Origin of the sequence: Halomonas chromatireducens (assembly GCF_001545155.1) — a bacterium.
In the GTDB taxonomy this organism is placed as follows: Bacteria; Pseudomonadota; Gammaproteobacteria; order Pseudomonadales; family Halomonadaceae; genus Halomonas; species Halomonas chromatireducens.
In genome coordinates, this window is the sequence record NZ_CP014226.1 from 2,582,214 (window position 1) to 2,597,283 (window position 15,070).

Annotated in this window: 12 protein-coding genes and 1 pseudogene; 5 read left to right on the forward strand and 8 right to left on the reverse strand. The window is 65.0% G+C overall.

The genetic code is table 11. From position 1 onward, the window contains the following. Window positions 1–5: 5 nt before the first annotated feature. The 3 genes from LOKO_RS11990 to LOKO_RS12000 are packed head-to-tail and all read right to left on the reverse strand — an operon-like array spanning window position 6 to window position 3,544. Window positions 6–764 (reverse strand): FadR/GntR family transcriptional regulator, encoded by a 759-nt coding sequence (locus LOKO_RS11990; RefSeq protein WP_066452338.1) that lies wholly within the window; start codon window positions 762–764, stop codon window positions 6–8. Between the two features lie 31 nt (window positions 765–795). Further along, window positions 796–1,740, reverse strand: a complete 945-nt coding sequence (locus LOKO_RS11995; protein ID WP_066449486.1) for a DMT family transporter — start codon at window positions 1,738–1,740, stop codon at window positions 796–798. A 1-nt stretch (window position 1,741) separates the two neighbouring features. Next, window positions 1,742–3,544: an IlvD/Edd family dehydratase gene (locus LOKO_RS12000; protein WP_066449488.1), complete on the reverse strand. Its 1,803-nt coding sequence runs from the start codon at window positions 3,542–3,544 to the stop codon at window positions 1,742–1,744. A gap of 267 nt (window positions 3,545–3,811) precedes the next feature. On the opposite strand from LOKO_RS12000, the pseudogene LOKO_RS18895 reads away from it, so the two are divergent. Beyond that, a pseudogene (locus LOKO_RS18895) lies at window positions 3,812–4,126 on the forward strand (TRAP transporter substrate-binding protein); the annotation flags it as partial. Between the two features lie 30 nt (window positions 4,127–4,156). Here LOKO_RS18895 and LOKO_RS12010 read toward each other — a convergent pair. Both LOKO_RS12010 and LOKO_RS12015 read right to left on the reverse strand, forming a co-directional pair. Next, complete coding sequence (locus LOKO_RS12010; protein ID WP_066449497.1) at window positions 4,157–5,425, reverse strand: inorganic phosphate transporter; 1,269 nt, start codon at window positions 5,423–5,425, stop codon at window positions 4,157–4,159. Between the two features lie 68 nt (window positions 5,426–5,493). After that, window positions 5,494–6,174, reverse strand: a complete 681-nt coding sequence (locus tag LOKO_RS12015; RefSeq protein ID WP_066449500.1) for a TIGR00153 family protein — start codon at window positions 6,172–6,174, stop codon at window positions 5,494–5,496. Window positions 6,175–6,287: 113 nt separating this feature from the next. Between LOKO_RS12015 and LOKO_RS12020 the strand changes: the two genes are divergently transcribed. After that, window positions 6,288–7,184: a CYTH domain-containing protein gene (locus LOKO_RS12020; RefSeq protein ID WP_066449503.1), complete on the forward strand. Its 897-nt coding sequence runs from the start codon at window positions 6,288–6,290 to the stop codon at window positions 7,182–7,184. Beyond that, window positions 7,181–8,050: an ion transporter gene (locus LOKO_RS12025; RefSeq protein WP_066449510.1), complete on the forward strand. Its 870-nt coding sequence runs from the start codon at window positions 7,181–7,183 to the stop codon at window positions 8,048–8,050. The genes LOKO_RS12020 and LOKO_RS12025 overlap by 4 nt, the downstream gene beginning before the upstream one ends. Window positions 8,051–8,074: 24 nt before the next feature. Here the strand turns inward: LOKO_RS12025 and LOKO_RS12030 are convergent, their stop codons facing one another. After that, entirely contained in the window at window positions 8,075–8,698 is a 624-nt protein-coding gene (locus tag LOKO_RS12030) for an L-threonylcarbamoyladenylate synthase (RefSeq protein WP_066449512.1), read from the reverse strand. A gap of 87 nt (window positions 8,699–8,785) precedes the next feature. After that, window positions 8,786–9,730: a PHP domain-containing protein gene (locus LOKO_RS12035; RefSeq protein WP_066449518.1), complete on the reverse strand. Its 945-nt coding sequence runs from the start codon at window positions 9,728–9,730 to the stop codon at window positions 8,786–8,788. 124 nt (window positions 9,731–9,854) lie between these two features. On the opposite strand from LOKO_RS12035, the gene LOKO_RS12040 reads away from it, so the two are divergent. Further along, complete coding sequence (locus LOKO_RS12040) at window positions 9,855–10,154, forward strand: YciI family protein (protein ID WP_066449520.1); 300 nt, start codon at window positions 9,855–9,857, stop codon at window positions 10,152–10,154. A gap of 221 nt (window positions 10,155–10,375) precedes the next feature. Then, the gene (gene mnmC, locus LOKO_RS12045) at window positions 10,376–12,388 is read left to right on the forward strand and encodes a bifunctional tRNA (5-methylaminomethyl-2-thiouridine)(34)-methyltransferase MnmC2/FAD-dependent 5-carboxymethylaminomethyl-2-thiouridine(34) oxidoreductase MnmC1 (RefSeq protein WP_083517564.1); all 2,013 of its coding nucleotides are present in this window, start codon (window positions 10,376–10,378) and stop codon (window positions 12,386–12,388) included. Here the strand turns inward: mnmC and LOKO_RS12050 are convergent. After that, the gene (locus tag LOKO_RS12050; protein WP_235588858.1) at window positions 12,351–15,014 is read right to left on the reverse strand and encodes a putative bifunctional diguanylate cyclase/phosphodiesterase; all 2,664 of its coding nucleotides are present in this window, start codon (window positions 15,012–15,014) and stop codon (window positions 12,351–12,353) included. The genes mnmC and LOKO_RS12050 overlap by 38 nt on opposite strands. Window positions 15,015–15,070 lie beyond the last annotated feature (56 nt).

The following is a 15,070-nucleotide window of genomic DNA, read 5'->3' on the forward strand; positions in this document are numbered from 1 at the left end:
GGCAATCAGGGCAGATAGAAACTCCGGCCCAGCGAGCTGGCGCCAGGCTCGAGTCCCAAGGCATCAGCGGTACCTTCGAGCACTGCCTGGGCGGCTAGAAACGCTTCCTGCGGCCGTCGCATGCGAATGCTCTCCATCACCTGTCGATGGCGTTCGAGGCTGTCCTCGGGGTCACTCGCATTGTCGTTGGACATGGTCACCAATAGCTGGATCGACGGCCGGAGAATGTGCGATAGCTGCGCCCAGACGATATTGTGGGTGGCCTTGAAGATCGCCACGTGGAAGGCCACGTCACATTCGCTGTGCAGGCGCCGCTCTTCTGGGCAGCTGGCATTGCGTAAATTCTGCCCCAGGCCCTCGAAGGCCTCCTCGATGGCGACCAGGTCGCGTGCGTTGGCACGTCGCGCTGCGGTCATCGCCACGTAGGGTTCGACATCAAGCCGAAAGGCCAGTATCTCGCGCTGGATTTCTGGATTGGGTGCTGCATAGCGGGCCATCCACTCGGTGACCTGGGGGTCGAGAATGTGCCACTCGGCATACTCGCGGACCTTGGAGCCATGACCGGAAATGCGCTCGATGATACCGGCATCGACCAGCTGACGCAGGTCGCTGCGTACTGCCGAGCGGTTAATGGCAAAGCGCTCGCAGAGATCGAGCTCCCGGGGCACGAAGTCGCCCGGCTGGTAGCGGCCGGCGAAGATCGCCTCGGCGAGGAATTCGGCGATACTGGCACGGGCCGGTGGCTTGCGTAGGGATGACGTCACGACGATGAGTTCCTGTTTCAGTTCCTGAATATCATAACCCACCCGACCGCTCTACCGGCGCCTGCAGTGCCGGCTCGACACCCGCTCGCAGCCTCAGCTCCAGCCGGCGCTCATAGAGCCCCTTGGCAAACAGAGTGCCAAGCACCAGGGTGCCGCCGACCATTGCCATCGGCGCCGGCTGCTCGGCGAGAATCCACCAGGCCAGCAAGGTGCCCACCACCACTTCCAGCAATAGGAGCAGGCCCACTTCGGCGGCAGGCAGATAGAGCGGCCCGCGCTGCAGCAGGGTCACCCCGCAGGGCACGATGACCAGGCAAAGCAGGATCACCACGGCGAGCTGGTTCGTCGCCGGCAGCGTCGTTTCGCTGCCGGCTAGCCAAAACAGCCCGGCAACACTGCCGACAATGAGACCGTTGAAGACCAGCATCGGACTCATGTCGATTCCCGGTCGGGTTCGACATAGCGTGAAATTGATGGCCAGCGTGGTGGCCGCCATCAAGGCGAAGGCGTTGCCCACCCAAGAGCCGGCACCTGCGTCATCCAGGGCAATCATGGCGATGCCCGCCATGCACAGCCAGATCGCCAGCCAGGTACGCCGAGGCAACCGCTCCTTGAGAATCACCCAGGATAGCCCCGCGGCGATCAGCGGCGCACCGGCCAGAATCATCAATACGTTGCCCGCCTTGGTGTACTGGTTGCCCAGCACGAAGCCACAGGTGGTCAGGCTGAACAGCAGCGCCACGGCAATACCGGTCCAGCCGCAGCGGCGATAAGCTGCCAGTGTGCCGCGACCATAGCGCACCAGGGCAATCAGCAGAAACCCCAATGCCGAGAGAAAGCCGCGCCACATAAGGATCTCCGCATCGGGCAGGTCGGCAACCTTGATCAGCAGCGCATCGGGCGCCATGATCAGCGCCCCGCCGCCGGTCAGCAGCAGCCCCTGTTGTCGATGTGACAACGCACTGAAACGGCTCATTTCAGTGATTATCCCTCGGCGGGTGTCGGCGGGCGACGTCACGATACTTGGTCGCCGGCTCCAGCGTCATGCCGCGATCAAGCGGCTCCACCATGCTGCGCTGAATTTCCTGCCAGGGGGTCTGGTGATCCGGATAGATATAGCCGCCGCGGTCCTCGAGCCGCTGTCGACGTTCTGCGAGTTCGACGTCATCCACCAACAGGCGTACTTCACCGCGCTGCAGATCGACACGTAGCCGATCACCATCTTCGAGCAGCGCCAGACCTCCGCCGGTGGCCGCTTCCGGCGCCGCGTTGAGAATCGACGGCGAGCCGGAGGTCCCCGACTGGCGTCCATCGCCCAGACATGGCAGTGACTCGATGCCGCGCTGCAGCAGAGCCGCCGGCGGCTGCATGTTGACCACCTCGGCGCCGCCGGGATGGCCCACCGGACCGGCACCGCGCATCACCAGGATGGTGCGCTCGTCGATGCCGAGCTGCGGGTCGTCGATGCGCGCATGGTAGTCCTCGGAACCGTCGAACACCGCCACCTTGCCTTCGAAGGCATCGGGATCGTCCGGGTCGCTGAGAAAACGCGCCCGGAAGTCGGGCGAGATCACACTGGTCTTCATCAGCGCCGAGTCGAACAGGTTGCCCTTGAGGTTGAGGAAACCGGCATATGCCACGAGCGGATTGGCGTAGCGGCGTATCACCTCGGCATCCCGGGTCTCTTGACCTTCCAGGTTGGCCGCAAGCGTCTGACCATTGACGGTCAGCACGTCGCCATGGAGCTTGCCGGCCTGCAGTAGCTCATGCAGCACCGCCGGCACACCGCCGGCACGGTAGAACTCTTCGCAGAGATAGGCCCCGGCGGGCATCACGTTAGCCAGCAGCGGCACCTCGTAGCCGAGGCGCTGCCAGTCGTCATTGGTGAGCTCGACGCCCGCATGGCGGGCAATGGCATTGATATGCACCGGGGCATTGCTTGAACCGCCCAGCCCCGAGCAGGTAACAACGGCATTCTCGAATGCCTCGCGGGTCAGGACATCCAACGGTCGCAGATCCTCCCAGACCATCTCGACGACGCGCGTGCCGGTATCGAAAGCGACCATCGCGCGCTCCTTGTAAGGCGCCGGAATCACTGCCGAGCCGGGCAGGCTCATCCCCAGCACCTCGGCCATGGCGTTCATGGTCGAGGCGGTGCCCATGGTGTTGCAGTGGCCAATGGAAGGCGCCGAATCACTGGCCCGCGAGAGGAATTCGGCATAGTCGATATCACCGGCAGCCAGGCGCTTGCGCAGCTCCCAGATGATGGTGCCCGAACCGACCCGCTCGGCGCCGCGCCAGCCGTTGAGCATCGGCCCGCCGGACAACACGATAGCCGGGATATTGACCGTGGCCGCCGCCATCAGCGCCGCGGGGGTGGTCTTGTCGCAACCGGTAGTGAGCACCACGCCATCCAGTGGATAGCCGTGCAATACCTCGACCAATCCCAGGTAAGCCAGATTGCGGTCGAGGGCCGCGGTGGGTCGACGCACGTTCTCGTGGATCGGGTGCATGGGGAACTCGAACGGCACGCCGCCCGCGGCACGGACGCCGTCCTTGACCCGCTTGACCAGCTCGATGTGGTGGCGGTTGCAGGGTGTCAGGTCGGAGCCGGACTGACTGATGCCGATGATCGGCTTGCCGCTGGTCAGCTCCTCCAGGGTCAGCCCATAGTTGAGATAGCGCTCGATGCACAGTGCCGTGGTCCCCGGATGCTCGGGGTTGTCGAACCAGTAGCGTGACCGCAGCAGGTCAGGGGTAATCCGGTGTGGCTTGGCCATTGTCTAGCTCCACGCCTGGGCGGGTATAAGGATAAGGTTGACTCAGATTATCTTTCATGTTGTCGACCTTACGCCCTCTGCCCCGGGAAAGTCGATACATACAAAAGTATATGTTGAACAAATAGAGAATAAGTACGAAAGTCTAACCAGACATGGTGATCATGTCACCATGTCGCTAATCGCTCTGTTGGACAACAATAACGCAATGTGCGGTCGCTGGCGGAAGGGCGCAACACCCAAGCGGCGCTGCACATGGAGGCTCGCATCATGCACTACCCCTTGAAGCTCACCTTGGCAATGGCTGGCATCACATTCCTTGGTACAAGCATTGCCTATGCCGCGACGCCCGACCTATCCGATCCGCCCGCCATCGACGGCGCCGTGCTCGACGATCACGGCAGCCATACCATCCGCATGGGCATCGGCCTGGCCGAGACCTCGCCGCAGTACCTCTCCAGCCGCTACTTCGCCGACATCCTTGCCCAGCGCACCGACGGCCGCATCACCGTCAATATCTTCCCCAACAGCCAACTGGGCGACGACGTGCAGATGATGGAGATGCTCCAGACCGGCANTCCAGACGAAGGTCACCGGCCGGGCCGTTGTCCGGGGTCAACCGCCGAAGATCGCCTTGAACAGGAAGAAGAACATGATCGCAAGGCCGGCGCCGGCCGGCAGCGTGATCAGCCAGGACATGACGATGGTGCCGATCACCCGCATGTTGAGGGCCGCCATGCCACGGGCCAGGCCCACGCCCAGCACCCCCCCCACCAGGGTGTGGGTGGTGGAGATCGGCAGGCCGGTGCCCGACGCCAGCACCACGGTGGTGGCGGCCGCCAGGGTGGCGGCGAAGCCCCGGCTGGGCGTCAGCTCGGTGATGCCGGTCCCCACGGTGGCAATCACCTTGTGGCCATAGGTGACCAGGCCGGCAACGATGCCGCCGCCGCCCAGCATCAGCACCCACCAGGGCACCAGGGCCGAGGCGTCGATGACGCCGTCGCTGCGCACCACGCTGATCACCGCGGCCAGCGGCCCCACGGCGTTGGCCACGTCGTTGGAGCCGTGGGCGAAGGCCATGGCACAGGCGGTGAAGATCATCAGCACGCCGAAGACCCGCTCGACGTTGTCGTAGCCGAACTGGTCATCGGCGCGACGCACGATCTTGATCCGGTTCTCCAGGATGATACCGATCCCCATGACCCCGATGCCCAGCAGCACCGAGAACAGCAGGCTCTGGCCGAAGGTGAAGTTGAGACCCACATGGGTCAGGCCCTTGGTCAGGGTCACCATGGCGATGATGAAGCCGACCAGGAAGATGTAGAACGGCACGGTGCGCTTGGCGGCCAGGAGCGGGTCGCGGGCCTCGAAGATCAGGTACTGCACCGACTTGAACAGCACGAAGGCGATGGTGCCCGCCAGCAGCGGCGAGATGACCCAGCTCGAGGCGATGGTGCCGACCCGGCCCCAGGCCACCGCCTCCACGCCCAGCCCCACCGCACCGAAGCCGACGATGGCCCCCACAATGGAATGGGTGGTGGAGACCGGCCAGCCCTTGGCCGAGGCGACCAACAGCCAGATGGCCGCCGCCAGCAATGCCGAGAGCATGCCGTAGACCAGCAGTTGGGGGTCGGCCTGCAGCAGGTCCGGGTCGACGATCCCGCCGCGAATGGTGGCGGTCACCTCGCCGCCGGCCAGCCAGGCGCCGAGGAATTCGAAGATCACGGCGATGATGATCGCCTGCTTGATGGTGATCGCCTTGGACCCCACCGAGGTACCCATGGCGTTGGCGACATCGTTGGCGCCGACGCCCCAGGCCATGAAGAAGCCGAAGAGGCAGGCAAGGATGATGAAGATTTCACCGTGCTGCGCAATGATCGACATAGGGGGTGGTTCCTATGTGGCTGTCAGGGAGGAGACATCAGTCCGGGATCACCGGACTGGACGACGCCTTACCGGGCAGTGAGTATCTGCAAGCGGCTGCCGACGCGCTCGGCACGATCGGAGAGTTCACCTACCCAGTCGATGATCTTGTAGAGAAAGACCACGTCCACCGGCTTGAGCTGGTCTTCGAGTTCGAAGAGTTCGCGGCGAATGGCGATCTGCTGGTTATCCGCCTGCTGCTCGAGGGTGTGCAGCTCGCGAATCATGTTATGCATCACGTCCGAAACGTGCCGGCCGAAGCCGGACACCAACAGGTCTTCGAGCTCTTCCAGGGCCTGGCGGGCCTGGGCGACACAGGCCACGGCGGTGCGCATGTAGTCGCGCATGGGCTGGGCCAGCTCGCTGGGTACCTGCATCTTGCGACCCAGCATGATGCCGGTGATGTCGCGCACCTTGTTGGCGATCTTGTCCTGGACGGTGATCAGGTCAAGCAGGTCGCTGCGCGAGACGGGCAGGAACAACGTATTGGGCAGGTTGAGACGCAGCTCGGTCTTGAGGCTGTCGGCCTCATGCTCCAGCCGGGTGACTTCCTCACGGATCCTGGCGGCGTCCTCCCAGTCCCCGATGAGGCTGGCTTCGAAGAAGGGCAGCAACTGCCCGGCACACTCGTGGGCCTTGACGATGTGGGCCAGCAGCGGCTGGAACGGTGAACGGCCGAACATCGCGGAAAACGGATTGGGCTTTACCATGGCGTATCATGCGCTTGTGAAATGGCGGCGCCAGTATAAAGACTGGCAAGCTGTTACGTCATGAAAAAATTACACCCGCCACCGGACGACGGCGTGAACAAGGAGTGTGCGACATGAGCCAAGAGGTCGAGTTAAAGCTGGCACTGTGCAGGGATGGCCCCGAACGACTCTGCCGCCACCCGCTGCTGAAAGGCCGGCCGGCAGCGACACACCGGCTCGCCAACACCTACTTCGACACGCCCCGGGGTGAGCTCGAAGCCGCCAGGATGGCACTTCGGCTGCGCCGATCCGACGACACCTGGGTGCAGACCCTGAAGACAAGCGGCGAAGGCGGCGGCGGGCTGAGCCGGCGCGGCGAGTGGGAGTGGCCGGTGACTGTGGGTGTCGTGGATGGAGGCTTGCCGGATGAGGACGCACTGGACCGGCAAGGGCTCGCCAACCTGCCGCCCATGGCCGAACTGGGCGACGGTGTACTCCAACGGCTGGAGGCCCGCTTCACCACGGACTTCGAGCGCCGCCTCTGGCTGCTCGACCACGCCGGGGCCACCATCGAGGTGGCACTCGACCAGGGCGAGATTCGCACTGCCGGCCATGCCGTGCCGATCCGCGAGCTGGAACTGGAGCTCAAGGCGGGCGCCCCCGCGGCGCTGTGGGACTTGGCGCAGGCCTTGGCCGGGACGATTCCGCTGCGCCCCGCCGATACCAGCAAGGCCGCCCGGGGCGGTGCCCTGCTGAGCGGCCATTGGCGACTGCCCCGGGGCAATACCCCCGCGGAGTGGTTAAACCGCGCCATCATGGCGCTGGATGCCCTGGCCGACACCCGGGACGAGGCCTGGCGCCCAGTGGCCGCCGAGGCCATGCAGCGGCTGGCCGCCGGTGACACCGGCAAGGGCGACGCCGCCGACCTCGCCGCGGCCCTGGCGGCCCCCTGCTGGCTGACCCCTGCCTTCGGTCAGGCCGCCCTGCGCCTTGCTCGTCGACTCGATAGCACCGAAGGAGCCTCACCGTGAACGAACCGTTTCAGCCGGCCGGCGAGGGGCTGCGAACCCGCCTGTTCCAAATCATCTTCGAATCCGACACCCCACTGGCCAAGGGCTTCGATATCGTCCTGATCCTGATGATCCTGGCCAGCGTACTGGTGGTGATGCTCGATACCGTCGAACAGTTCGGCACGGCTTATGGCACATGGTTCTACTGGATTGAATGGGGATTTACCCTCGCCTTCACCCTCGAGCTTGCGATACGTATCTATATTCTCGATAAGCCACTGCGCTACTTCCGCAGCTTCTACGGTGTGATCGACATCGTGGCGATCCTGCCGACCTGGCTGATGCTGCTGATCCCCGGCGCCCAGACCCTGGTAATCGTGCGACTGCTACGCGTGCTGCGGATCTTTCGCGTACTGCGCCTGATGCAGTTTGTCGGCGAGGGACGCCTGCTGGTTGAGGCACTGAAGAACAGCTGGCATCAGATTTTCCTGTTCCTGTTCACGGTCTTCCTGATGGTCACCCTGTTCGCCGCCCTGGTCTACATGATCGAACCCGCCGAGGCCGGTTTCACCAGCATCCCCATCTCGGTCTACTGGGCCATCGTCACCCTGACCACGGTGGGCTATGGCGATATTGTTCCCGTCACGCCACTCGGTCAGGCGATCTCGACACTGGTGATGCTGATCGGCTACTCGATCATCGCCGTACCCACCGGGGTATTCTCGGCCGAAGTGATCCGCTCGATCCGTTCCGATCGCTACTCCGACCAGGCCTGCCCCGGCTGCGGGCACGACCGCCACGAGCAACGTGCCCGGTACTGCATGAAATGCGGCACCTGGCTGGACGAAGAAACGCAGTACCCCAATGCGCCAGAGACGGATGACTAGCGGCGAACCGGATTCCGCCGCCCGTCACGTCCTGAACGGCGTCAGGTCGCCCCGGCCTTCACGCACGATGGTCGGCGGGAGTTCGCGCAGGTCGACGACGCTGGTGGCCTCCAGGTGGCAGGCGCCGCCATCGATGATCAGGTCGAGCTGGTTACCGAAACGGTCCCGGATCTCTTCGGCATCGGTCATCGGCAGCTCTTCGCCTACCGGAATCAACGTCACGCTCATCAGCGGCTCGCCCAGGGCGTCGAGCAGCGCATGGGTGATGCGATGGTCCGGCACGCGCACGCCGATGGAGCGCCGCTTGGGATGCAGCAGCAGCCGCGGCACTTCGTTGGTGGCGTTGAGAATGAAGGTATAGGCCCCGGGCGTGTGCGCCTTGAGCAGGCGGAAGACGGCGTTGTCCACCTTGGCGTAGGTGCCGATCTCGGAAAGGTCGGAGCACACCAGGGTGAAGTTGTGCTTATCGTCCAGCGAACGCAGTCGCTTGATCCGCTCGACGGCCTTCTTGTCGCCCAGGTGGCAGCCCAGGGCGTAGCCGGAGTCGGTGGGATAGGCCACGACACCACCATCGCGAATGATCTGAATGGCCTGGTCGATCAGACGCTTCTGGGGGTTCTCCGGGTGCAGCTGGAAATACTGGCTCATGGTCACTCCCTGTTGGTCTGCGTTCAAAGCGGGCTTCACCCGATCGCTCAAACCATCAGTTTATCCTGCGACCGGGGCCTGTGCGACTCACGGCGCGGCAACGCTGCCGACGGGCGGGACGTGGTCGCCAGGGGATGCCTCGATGAAGGCCGCGATCCGCGGGTGGGTCCATACCGGCGCCACCACGGTACGCGGTACCGGGCTCATGCTGCCCGGCGCCAGGTGGCCGCCGGGAAAGTGGAAGTCGCTTCCCACCGAGGCGAAGAGCCCACGGTCGGCGAGCTGCCGGGCCAGGTCGCGGGTCACGTCGGCGTTCTGGAAGCCGCTGACCAGCTCCGCCGCCTGGCCGCCGGCCTCGGCGAAGGCGTCCAGCAACAGCCCCCGCTTGCGGCGGGTCAGCCCGTGGCGCAGCGGATGCGCCAGCACCGCGACACCGCCGGATTCGAGAATCCAGTCCACGACCTCGGCCAGGGCGGGCCAGTGCGCCTTGACGTCGCCGGCCTTGCCGCTGCCCAGGTATTTCTTGAAGGCGGTCGCCATGTCCGGCACCACGCCCGCCGCCACCAGTACGCGAGCGAAATCGGGCCGCCCCAGCGGCCGGTGCGGCCCGGCAAGCTCCCGGGCGCGGGCCAGGGCGTCGGGCAGGCCGATCTTCTCGAGCCGCTGACCGATCACCACGGCCCGGTTCTCCCGGGCCTCAGCCTGTGCCAGCAGCCCCTCGGCCAGGGCACCACTGGCGCCCCGCGGCAGCAGGCCCACCACATGAATACCGATGCCGGACCACAGGGTCGAGAGTTCGGTCCCCGGCAGCAGGCGAACGGCCAGCCGGCTGGCCGTCGCCTGGGCCTCGGCAATGCCGGCCATGCTGTCATGATCGGTAAGCGCCATCAGCCGAACGCCGCGCTCGGCGCACAGGGTGGCCACATCGGCGGGCGCCAGGGCGCCATCGGATGCGGTGGAATGCATATGCAGGTCGACCCCGAGTGGCGTGGGGTCGCCCGAGAAACTGGCAGGTAATGAAAGCATGGGCATGACGAGGAGGGGCGACTTTGTCAGAATAATGGTCCCATGGTGCGCGCCCGACGATAGCCGGTCAACGTCAGCACCCCGTTGGAGACCTGCGGCTCACGCCGCGCACGACCGAGGAAACACGGCGATGCTCTACGCAATCATCAGTGAAGACGTCAAGAACAGCCTGGAACGCCGGCTGGCCGCCCGCCCGGACCACCTGGCACGCCTGGAGAAGCTGCGGGACGAAGGTCGCCTGGTACTGGTCGGCCCCCACCCTGCCGTAGACGCCGAAGACCCCGGCGAAGCCGGTTTCACCGGCAGCCTGGTGGTGGCCGAATTCGACAGCCTGGAGACGGCCAAGGCCTGGGCCGACGCCGACCCCTACATGATCGCCGGCGTCTACGCCAAGGTGACCGTCAAGCCGTTCAAGAAGGTGATGCCCTGACCCGCATCCAATAACGACATGAACGTCTCCTGACATACAGAGGCGGTGCTATCCACAGCGCTTACCCACAGCGCATTACCCACAGCTCCTGTGGATAACACTGTTGAAACGCCGCGGATGCCTGCCGCTATCCCCCATGGCAGCCCGCTGAACTGAAATCGATCACATATTGAGCAGCGCGGACCAGGCCTGGCGCGCTGCCCGCTTGGTCAGGAGATGCCGTGTCCACCCTCCCCCCTCTCGCCGGACTCGAGACCGCCCACCTCGACTGGACGACCAACGAGGACGGCGAAGCCAGCCCGCTGTCGACCCGGTTTGGCGACGTCTATTTTTCCCGCCACGACGGCCGTGCGGAAACCGAGCACGACTTCCTCGCCGGCAACGACCTGCCCCGCCGCTTCGCCGGCTGGCCCGCCGGCAGACCCTTCGTCATCGGCGAGACGGGCTTCGGTACCGGGCTCAACATGCTCTGCGCCTGGGCCTGCTTCGATGCCCACGCCTCGGCGGAGGCACGGCTGCATCTGGTGTCCACCGAGCGCTATCCGCTGAGCCGTGACGAGCTGGAACGGGCGCTGGCCGCCTGGCCGGACCTGGCCGGGCGCGCCGAGCGCTTGATTCGCCAATGGCCCGAGCCGGTGGCCGGCGTGCATCGGCTATGGCTCGACGAGCGGGTCACGCTGGACCTGCACTTCGGCGACGCTGCCGAGCGCCTGGCGCTTCTCGAGGGCCGGATAGACGCCTGGTTCCTGGACGGCTTCGCGCCGTCGAAGAACCCCGAGATGTGGCGGCCCGAGCTGTTCGCCGCCATGGCGGCACGCTCCCGGCCCGGGGCGACCTTCGCCACCTTCACCTGTGCCGGTATCGTCAAGCGCGGGCTGGTTGATGCCGGCTTCGCCTGGCGCAAGGTACCGGGCATCGGGCGCAAGCGGGAAATGCTGGCCGGCGAGATCGCTTCGCCGCCCGTCGACCCCCGCCGGGAGCCTGCCCCCTGGTTCACTCCCCCGCCGCCACGCCCGACGCGCCGTGTGGCGGTGATCGGTGCCGGTATCGCGGGCGCCAGTGCCGCCGCCGCCCTGGCTCGGCGTGGTATTGCGGTCACGCTGATCGACCGCTTCGACCGGGCCGAGCTGGGCATTACTCACCTGCAGGGGGCGCTCTACGTCAAGCTGGCCGTGGAGACCAACCTGCAGAGTCGCGCTTACCTGGCCGGCCTGCTCCACAGCCGGCGCTGGCTGGCCAATCTCGACCCGCGGCAGGCGCTGTGGCGACCCAGTGGCGTGCTGCAGCTGGCGCTGAGCGAGAAGGAGCAGGCCCGCCAGGCACGCTTCCTGGACAACCACCCCTTGCCGGAGGGCGTGGTGCGCGGGCTCGATGCCGAGGGGGCCAGCGCCGCCGCAGGCATCAGGATCGACACTCCTGCGCTGGACTACCCCGGTGCCGCCTGGGTCAAGCCGCTGGAACTGTGTGTGAAGCTGGCCAGGACACCCGGCATCGGCTTTCGCCGCGGCGAGGTGACGGAGCTGGTGGGTTCTGATGCGGGCTGGACGCTGACCCTGGCCGACGGCGAGCGCATCGAGGCCGACCAGGTGGTGGTCGCCACCGCCAGCGAGGCTGCCAGGTTTCCCCAGACTTCGGCGCTGCCGCTGCAGCCGGTACGCGGCCAGGTCAGCCAGCTGGCGCTGCCCGAAGGGGCCCCTGCGCTGGGCCGCGTGGTGTGCGCCAGCGGCTATGTGCCACCGGCGGCGGATGGGGTGCTCAATTTCGGCGCCACCTTCGGGCCCGGCGATACCGAACCGGCAGAGCGCGAGGCCGACCACGCCGCCAACCTGGCGGAGCTGGAGCGGGGCCTGCCCCACTTCGTGGCGGCGCTACGCGAGGCCGGTGCCGACCTGTCGCCCCAGCGGCTCGCCGGCCGCGTGGGGGTGCGGGCGGCAAGCCCCGACAAGTCGCCCTACTGCGGCCCGGTGCCCGATGCCGCCGCCTGGCGTGCGGACTACGCCACCCTGGCCAAGGACGCCACTCGGGTGCCGGACATTCCCGGGCGCCACCACCAGGGGCTGTGGGTCAGCGCTGCCCACGGCTCACGCGGCCTGGCCAGCGCGCCGCTGTGTGCCGAGCTGATCGCCTCGCGAATCTGCGACGAGCCGCTGCCGCTGGAGTGGCCGCTGGTGGATCACCTGCATCCGGGGCGGCGCGTCATTCGCGATCTGATTCAGGGCAAGCCTGGGCCATGACAGCATTGCCGGGCGTTCCCACAGCGTGGGTGCTGTCCCGGACCTGGCAGGTCCGGGCGAAGTCCCGTGCGGGGCGCCCCAGGTGATAGCCCTGACCGAAGTCGATACCCAGCGCCGCTACGGCGGCCAGCACCTCCTCATCCTCGATAAACTCGGCGACGGTGCTGACTCCCAGGCTCTGGGCCAGGGTCACGATACTCTTGACGAAGGCCATGTACTTCTCGTCATTGAGCATGTTGCGAATGAACTCCCCTTCGATCTTGATCATATCGATGGGGAACTGCTTCAGGTAGCGGAAGGACGAATAGCCCGAGCCGAAATCGTCGATGGCGAAATTGAAGCCCTCGAGCTTGAGGTCGAGTACGAACTTCTCCAGCAGCTTGAGGTTGCTGACGGTCTCGCGCTCGGTCAGCTCGAAGACGATGCGCTCTGGCAGGATGTCATAGTCGATGGCCAACTGGTGAATATGACTAATGAATTCACCTATTATCAGTGACTTGGGCGACAAGTTGATAAACAGCATACCCTCGTAGCCCTGCTCATGGATCTGGGCAAAGGCCTTCTCAATCAGCAGGTAGTCCATCTTGTGGATGACGCCGATGCTCTCGGCGATATCGATGAACTCCCCGGCAGGCACGATGCGATCATCGACCTGGATTCGCATCAGTAGCTCGTGGATATTCACCTCGCCGGTGCGTACGTCGGCGATGGGCTGGAAATAGGGCACGATGCGCTGCTCCTCGAGCGCACTGAGCACCATCTGGTTCTTCTCTCCCACCTCGCGGAACACCGCCGCCACCTCCTCGCTGTCCGGCAGTGCGATGCAGTTCTTCCCCTTCCGCTTGGCCTTGTACATCATGTTGTCGGCCATCAGGAAGAGGTCATGGGGATTGCTGGCATGGTTCGGGTAGCTGGCGATGCCGATCGAGGTGGTCGCCCTGACCGTGGAGCCGTCCGGGGCGGTCAGTACCTGGCTGGTCAGACTGTCGGCGATACGCAGCCCCACGGAGTAGGCCTGCTGCTGCTCGGTCTCGGGCAGGATAATGGTGAACTCGTCGCCGCCATAGCGGGCCAGGAAGTCGCCGGGGCGCACCGATGCCGACAGTGTCTCGGCAACAGCCTGCAGGAACTGGTCGCCGAAGGCATGCCCGTGACGATCGTTGACGTGCTTGAAGTTGTCGAGGTCGAGCATCAGCAGGCTGAAATGATCCTGGTGCCGGGTCGAGCGGCCCACCTCGTAGTTGAGCATGTCCTTGAAGATGCGCTGGTTGTGCAGCTGGGTGAGCGGGTCGCGGGTAGCGTAGAACTCCAGATCCCTGGTGTACTTGTAGATCGCCTTGACTGAGCCAACCAGGTTGAGCAGCGTCGACAGGATGCCTTCGATGACGATGTGGCGGATCGGGTCCTGTGCCAGGTCGGACTGCACGCCAATACCCACGATGCCGCCGATCTTGGGTGCCTCCAGTAACAGCGACTTGGTCTGCAGCCGAATATCCTCGGCAGTGAGTTCCGCCGCCAAGGGAACCCCTTCACCACAGGGGTGAACGGAATGGTGAAACACTTTGAGTACGGTGGGTCCCACGCCGTGGGGCTTGGCTTCCACCAGCTGTGTGAGGATCCGTTCGAAGGTCTCGCGGGTTTCCACCACGACTTCGTGATACCAGAAGACCTCCAGCTCATAGCCCTCCTCCTCCACCTGGAATATCGTCACCAGAGTGTGGGCCGGCATGATGGTATTGATCTCCGCCAGCAGCTCCTTGATGAACTCGCGCCAGTCGCGCACGACTTCAGAGGTGATGATGAACTTGCTGAGCAGGCGAATCTCGAACTCGAGGATATCCTTGTCGACAGCCACGTCCTTGAGCCGGCCGACCAGGGCATTGACGTGCTGGTAGGCGCTATCGAGTTCGCGGAAGTGGACGTCGATATCGCTGACATCCAGCTGCCGGAAATCCTCCACGGAATTGACCACCGCCAGGCGTGAGCGGAAGGCTTCCAGAGAGTCACGGATGCGACCGGCGAAAAGGGTCGAGATCGCCGCCGCCAGCAGCAGAATCAGCAGTGAGGCGACGATGAACATGGCCACGTAGTTCTGGCGCATCTCACGGCTGATTGGTGCCATGTCGTGCTGGATATCGATGACACCCAGTACATCGCCGCTGGCCGCGTTCTGGTGGCATGTCAGGCAGTCGGAGCGGGCGATCAGCGGCATGATACGCCGCACCGTACCATCTTCACGCCATACCCGCTCGCCGCCCGAAGCCAGAGCAGAAAGAATGACGATATCCATGTCGGGCTGCTCGACTTCGCCGTAACGCTCCGCGACCCGGTCGCCACGATAGAATTCGAAGCGATAGCCGGAGCCTTCGTGGGCACGCCGGGTCTCCTCGACGAAGGCTTCCATCTGCTCCCGGTTCCAGCCCTGCCGCATGACCTGCAGCATGGCATTGAAGCTCTGTCGAGCAAGGGTCTCGGAAGTCTGTTCGGCCTGACGGGCCAGGATATCCTCGTAGAGCAGCGTGGCCACCAGGGTCACTCCCAGGAAAACCGCCAGCGAGGCCGACAGGATGGCCATCAGCACGAACCCCTTGAGGGTCCTGAAGCAGGTGAAAAGCGATCGAGCCATGGTCAGCATTGCAAACCCATCCTTCGAGACAGGAGCCAGCAAACCACTACCCTAGT

What these genes read in the sequence shown, in the direction of transcription:
- LOKO_RS12000 (WP_066449488.1), bottom strand. Translation starts at nt 3,544, where the DNA reads ATGGCCAAGCCACACCGGATTACCCCTGACCTGCTGCGGTCACGCTAC.
- LOKO_RS12040 (WP_066449520.1), top strand. Translation starts at nt 9,855, where the DNA reads ATGCTCTACGCAATCATCAGTGAAGACGTCAAGAACAGCCTGGAACGC.
- LOKO_RS12015 (WP_066449500.1), bottom strand. Translation starts at nt 6,174, where the DNA reads ATGGTAAAGCCCAATCCGTTTTCCGCGATGTTCGGCCGTTCACCGTTC.
- LOKO_RS12030 (WP_066449512.1), bottom strand. Translation starts at nt 8,698, where the DNA reads ATGAGCCAGTATTTCCAGCTGCACCCGGAGAACCCCCAGAAGCGTCTG.
- LOKO_RS12020 (WP_066449503.1), top strand. Translation starts at nt 6,288, where the DNA reads ATGAGCCAAGAGGTCGAGTTAAAGCTGGCACTGTGCAGGGATGGCCCC.
- LOKO_RS12035 (WP_066449518.1), bottom strand. Translation starts at nt 9,730, where the DNA reads ATGCCCATGCTTTCATTACCTGCCAGTTTCTCGGGCGACCCCACGCCA.
- LOKO_RS12050 (WP_235588858.1), bottom strand. Translation starts at nt 15,014, where the DNA reads ATGGCTCGATCGCTTTTCACCTGCTTCAGGACCCTCAAGGGGTTCGTG.
- LOKO_RS12010 (WP_066449497.1), bottom strand. Translation starts at nt 5,425, where the DNA reads ATGTCGATCATTGCGCAGCACGGTGAAATCTTCATCATCCTTGCCTGC.
- LOKO_RS11995 (WP_066449486.1), bottom strand. Translation starts at nt 1,740, where the DNA reads ATGAGCCGTTTCAGTGCGTTGTCACATCGACAACAGGGGCTGCTGCTG.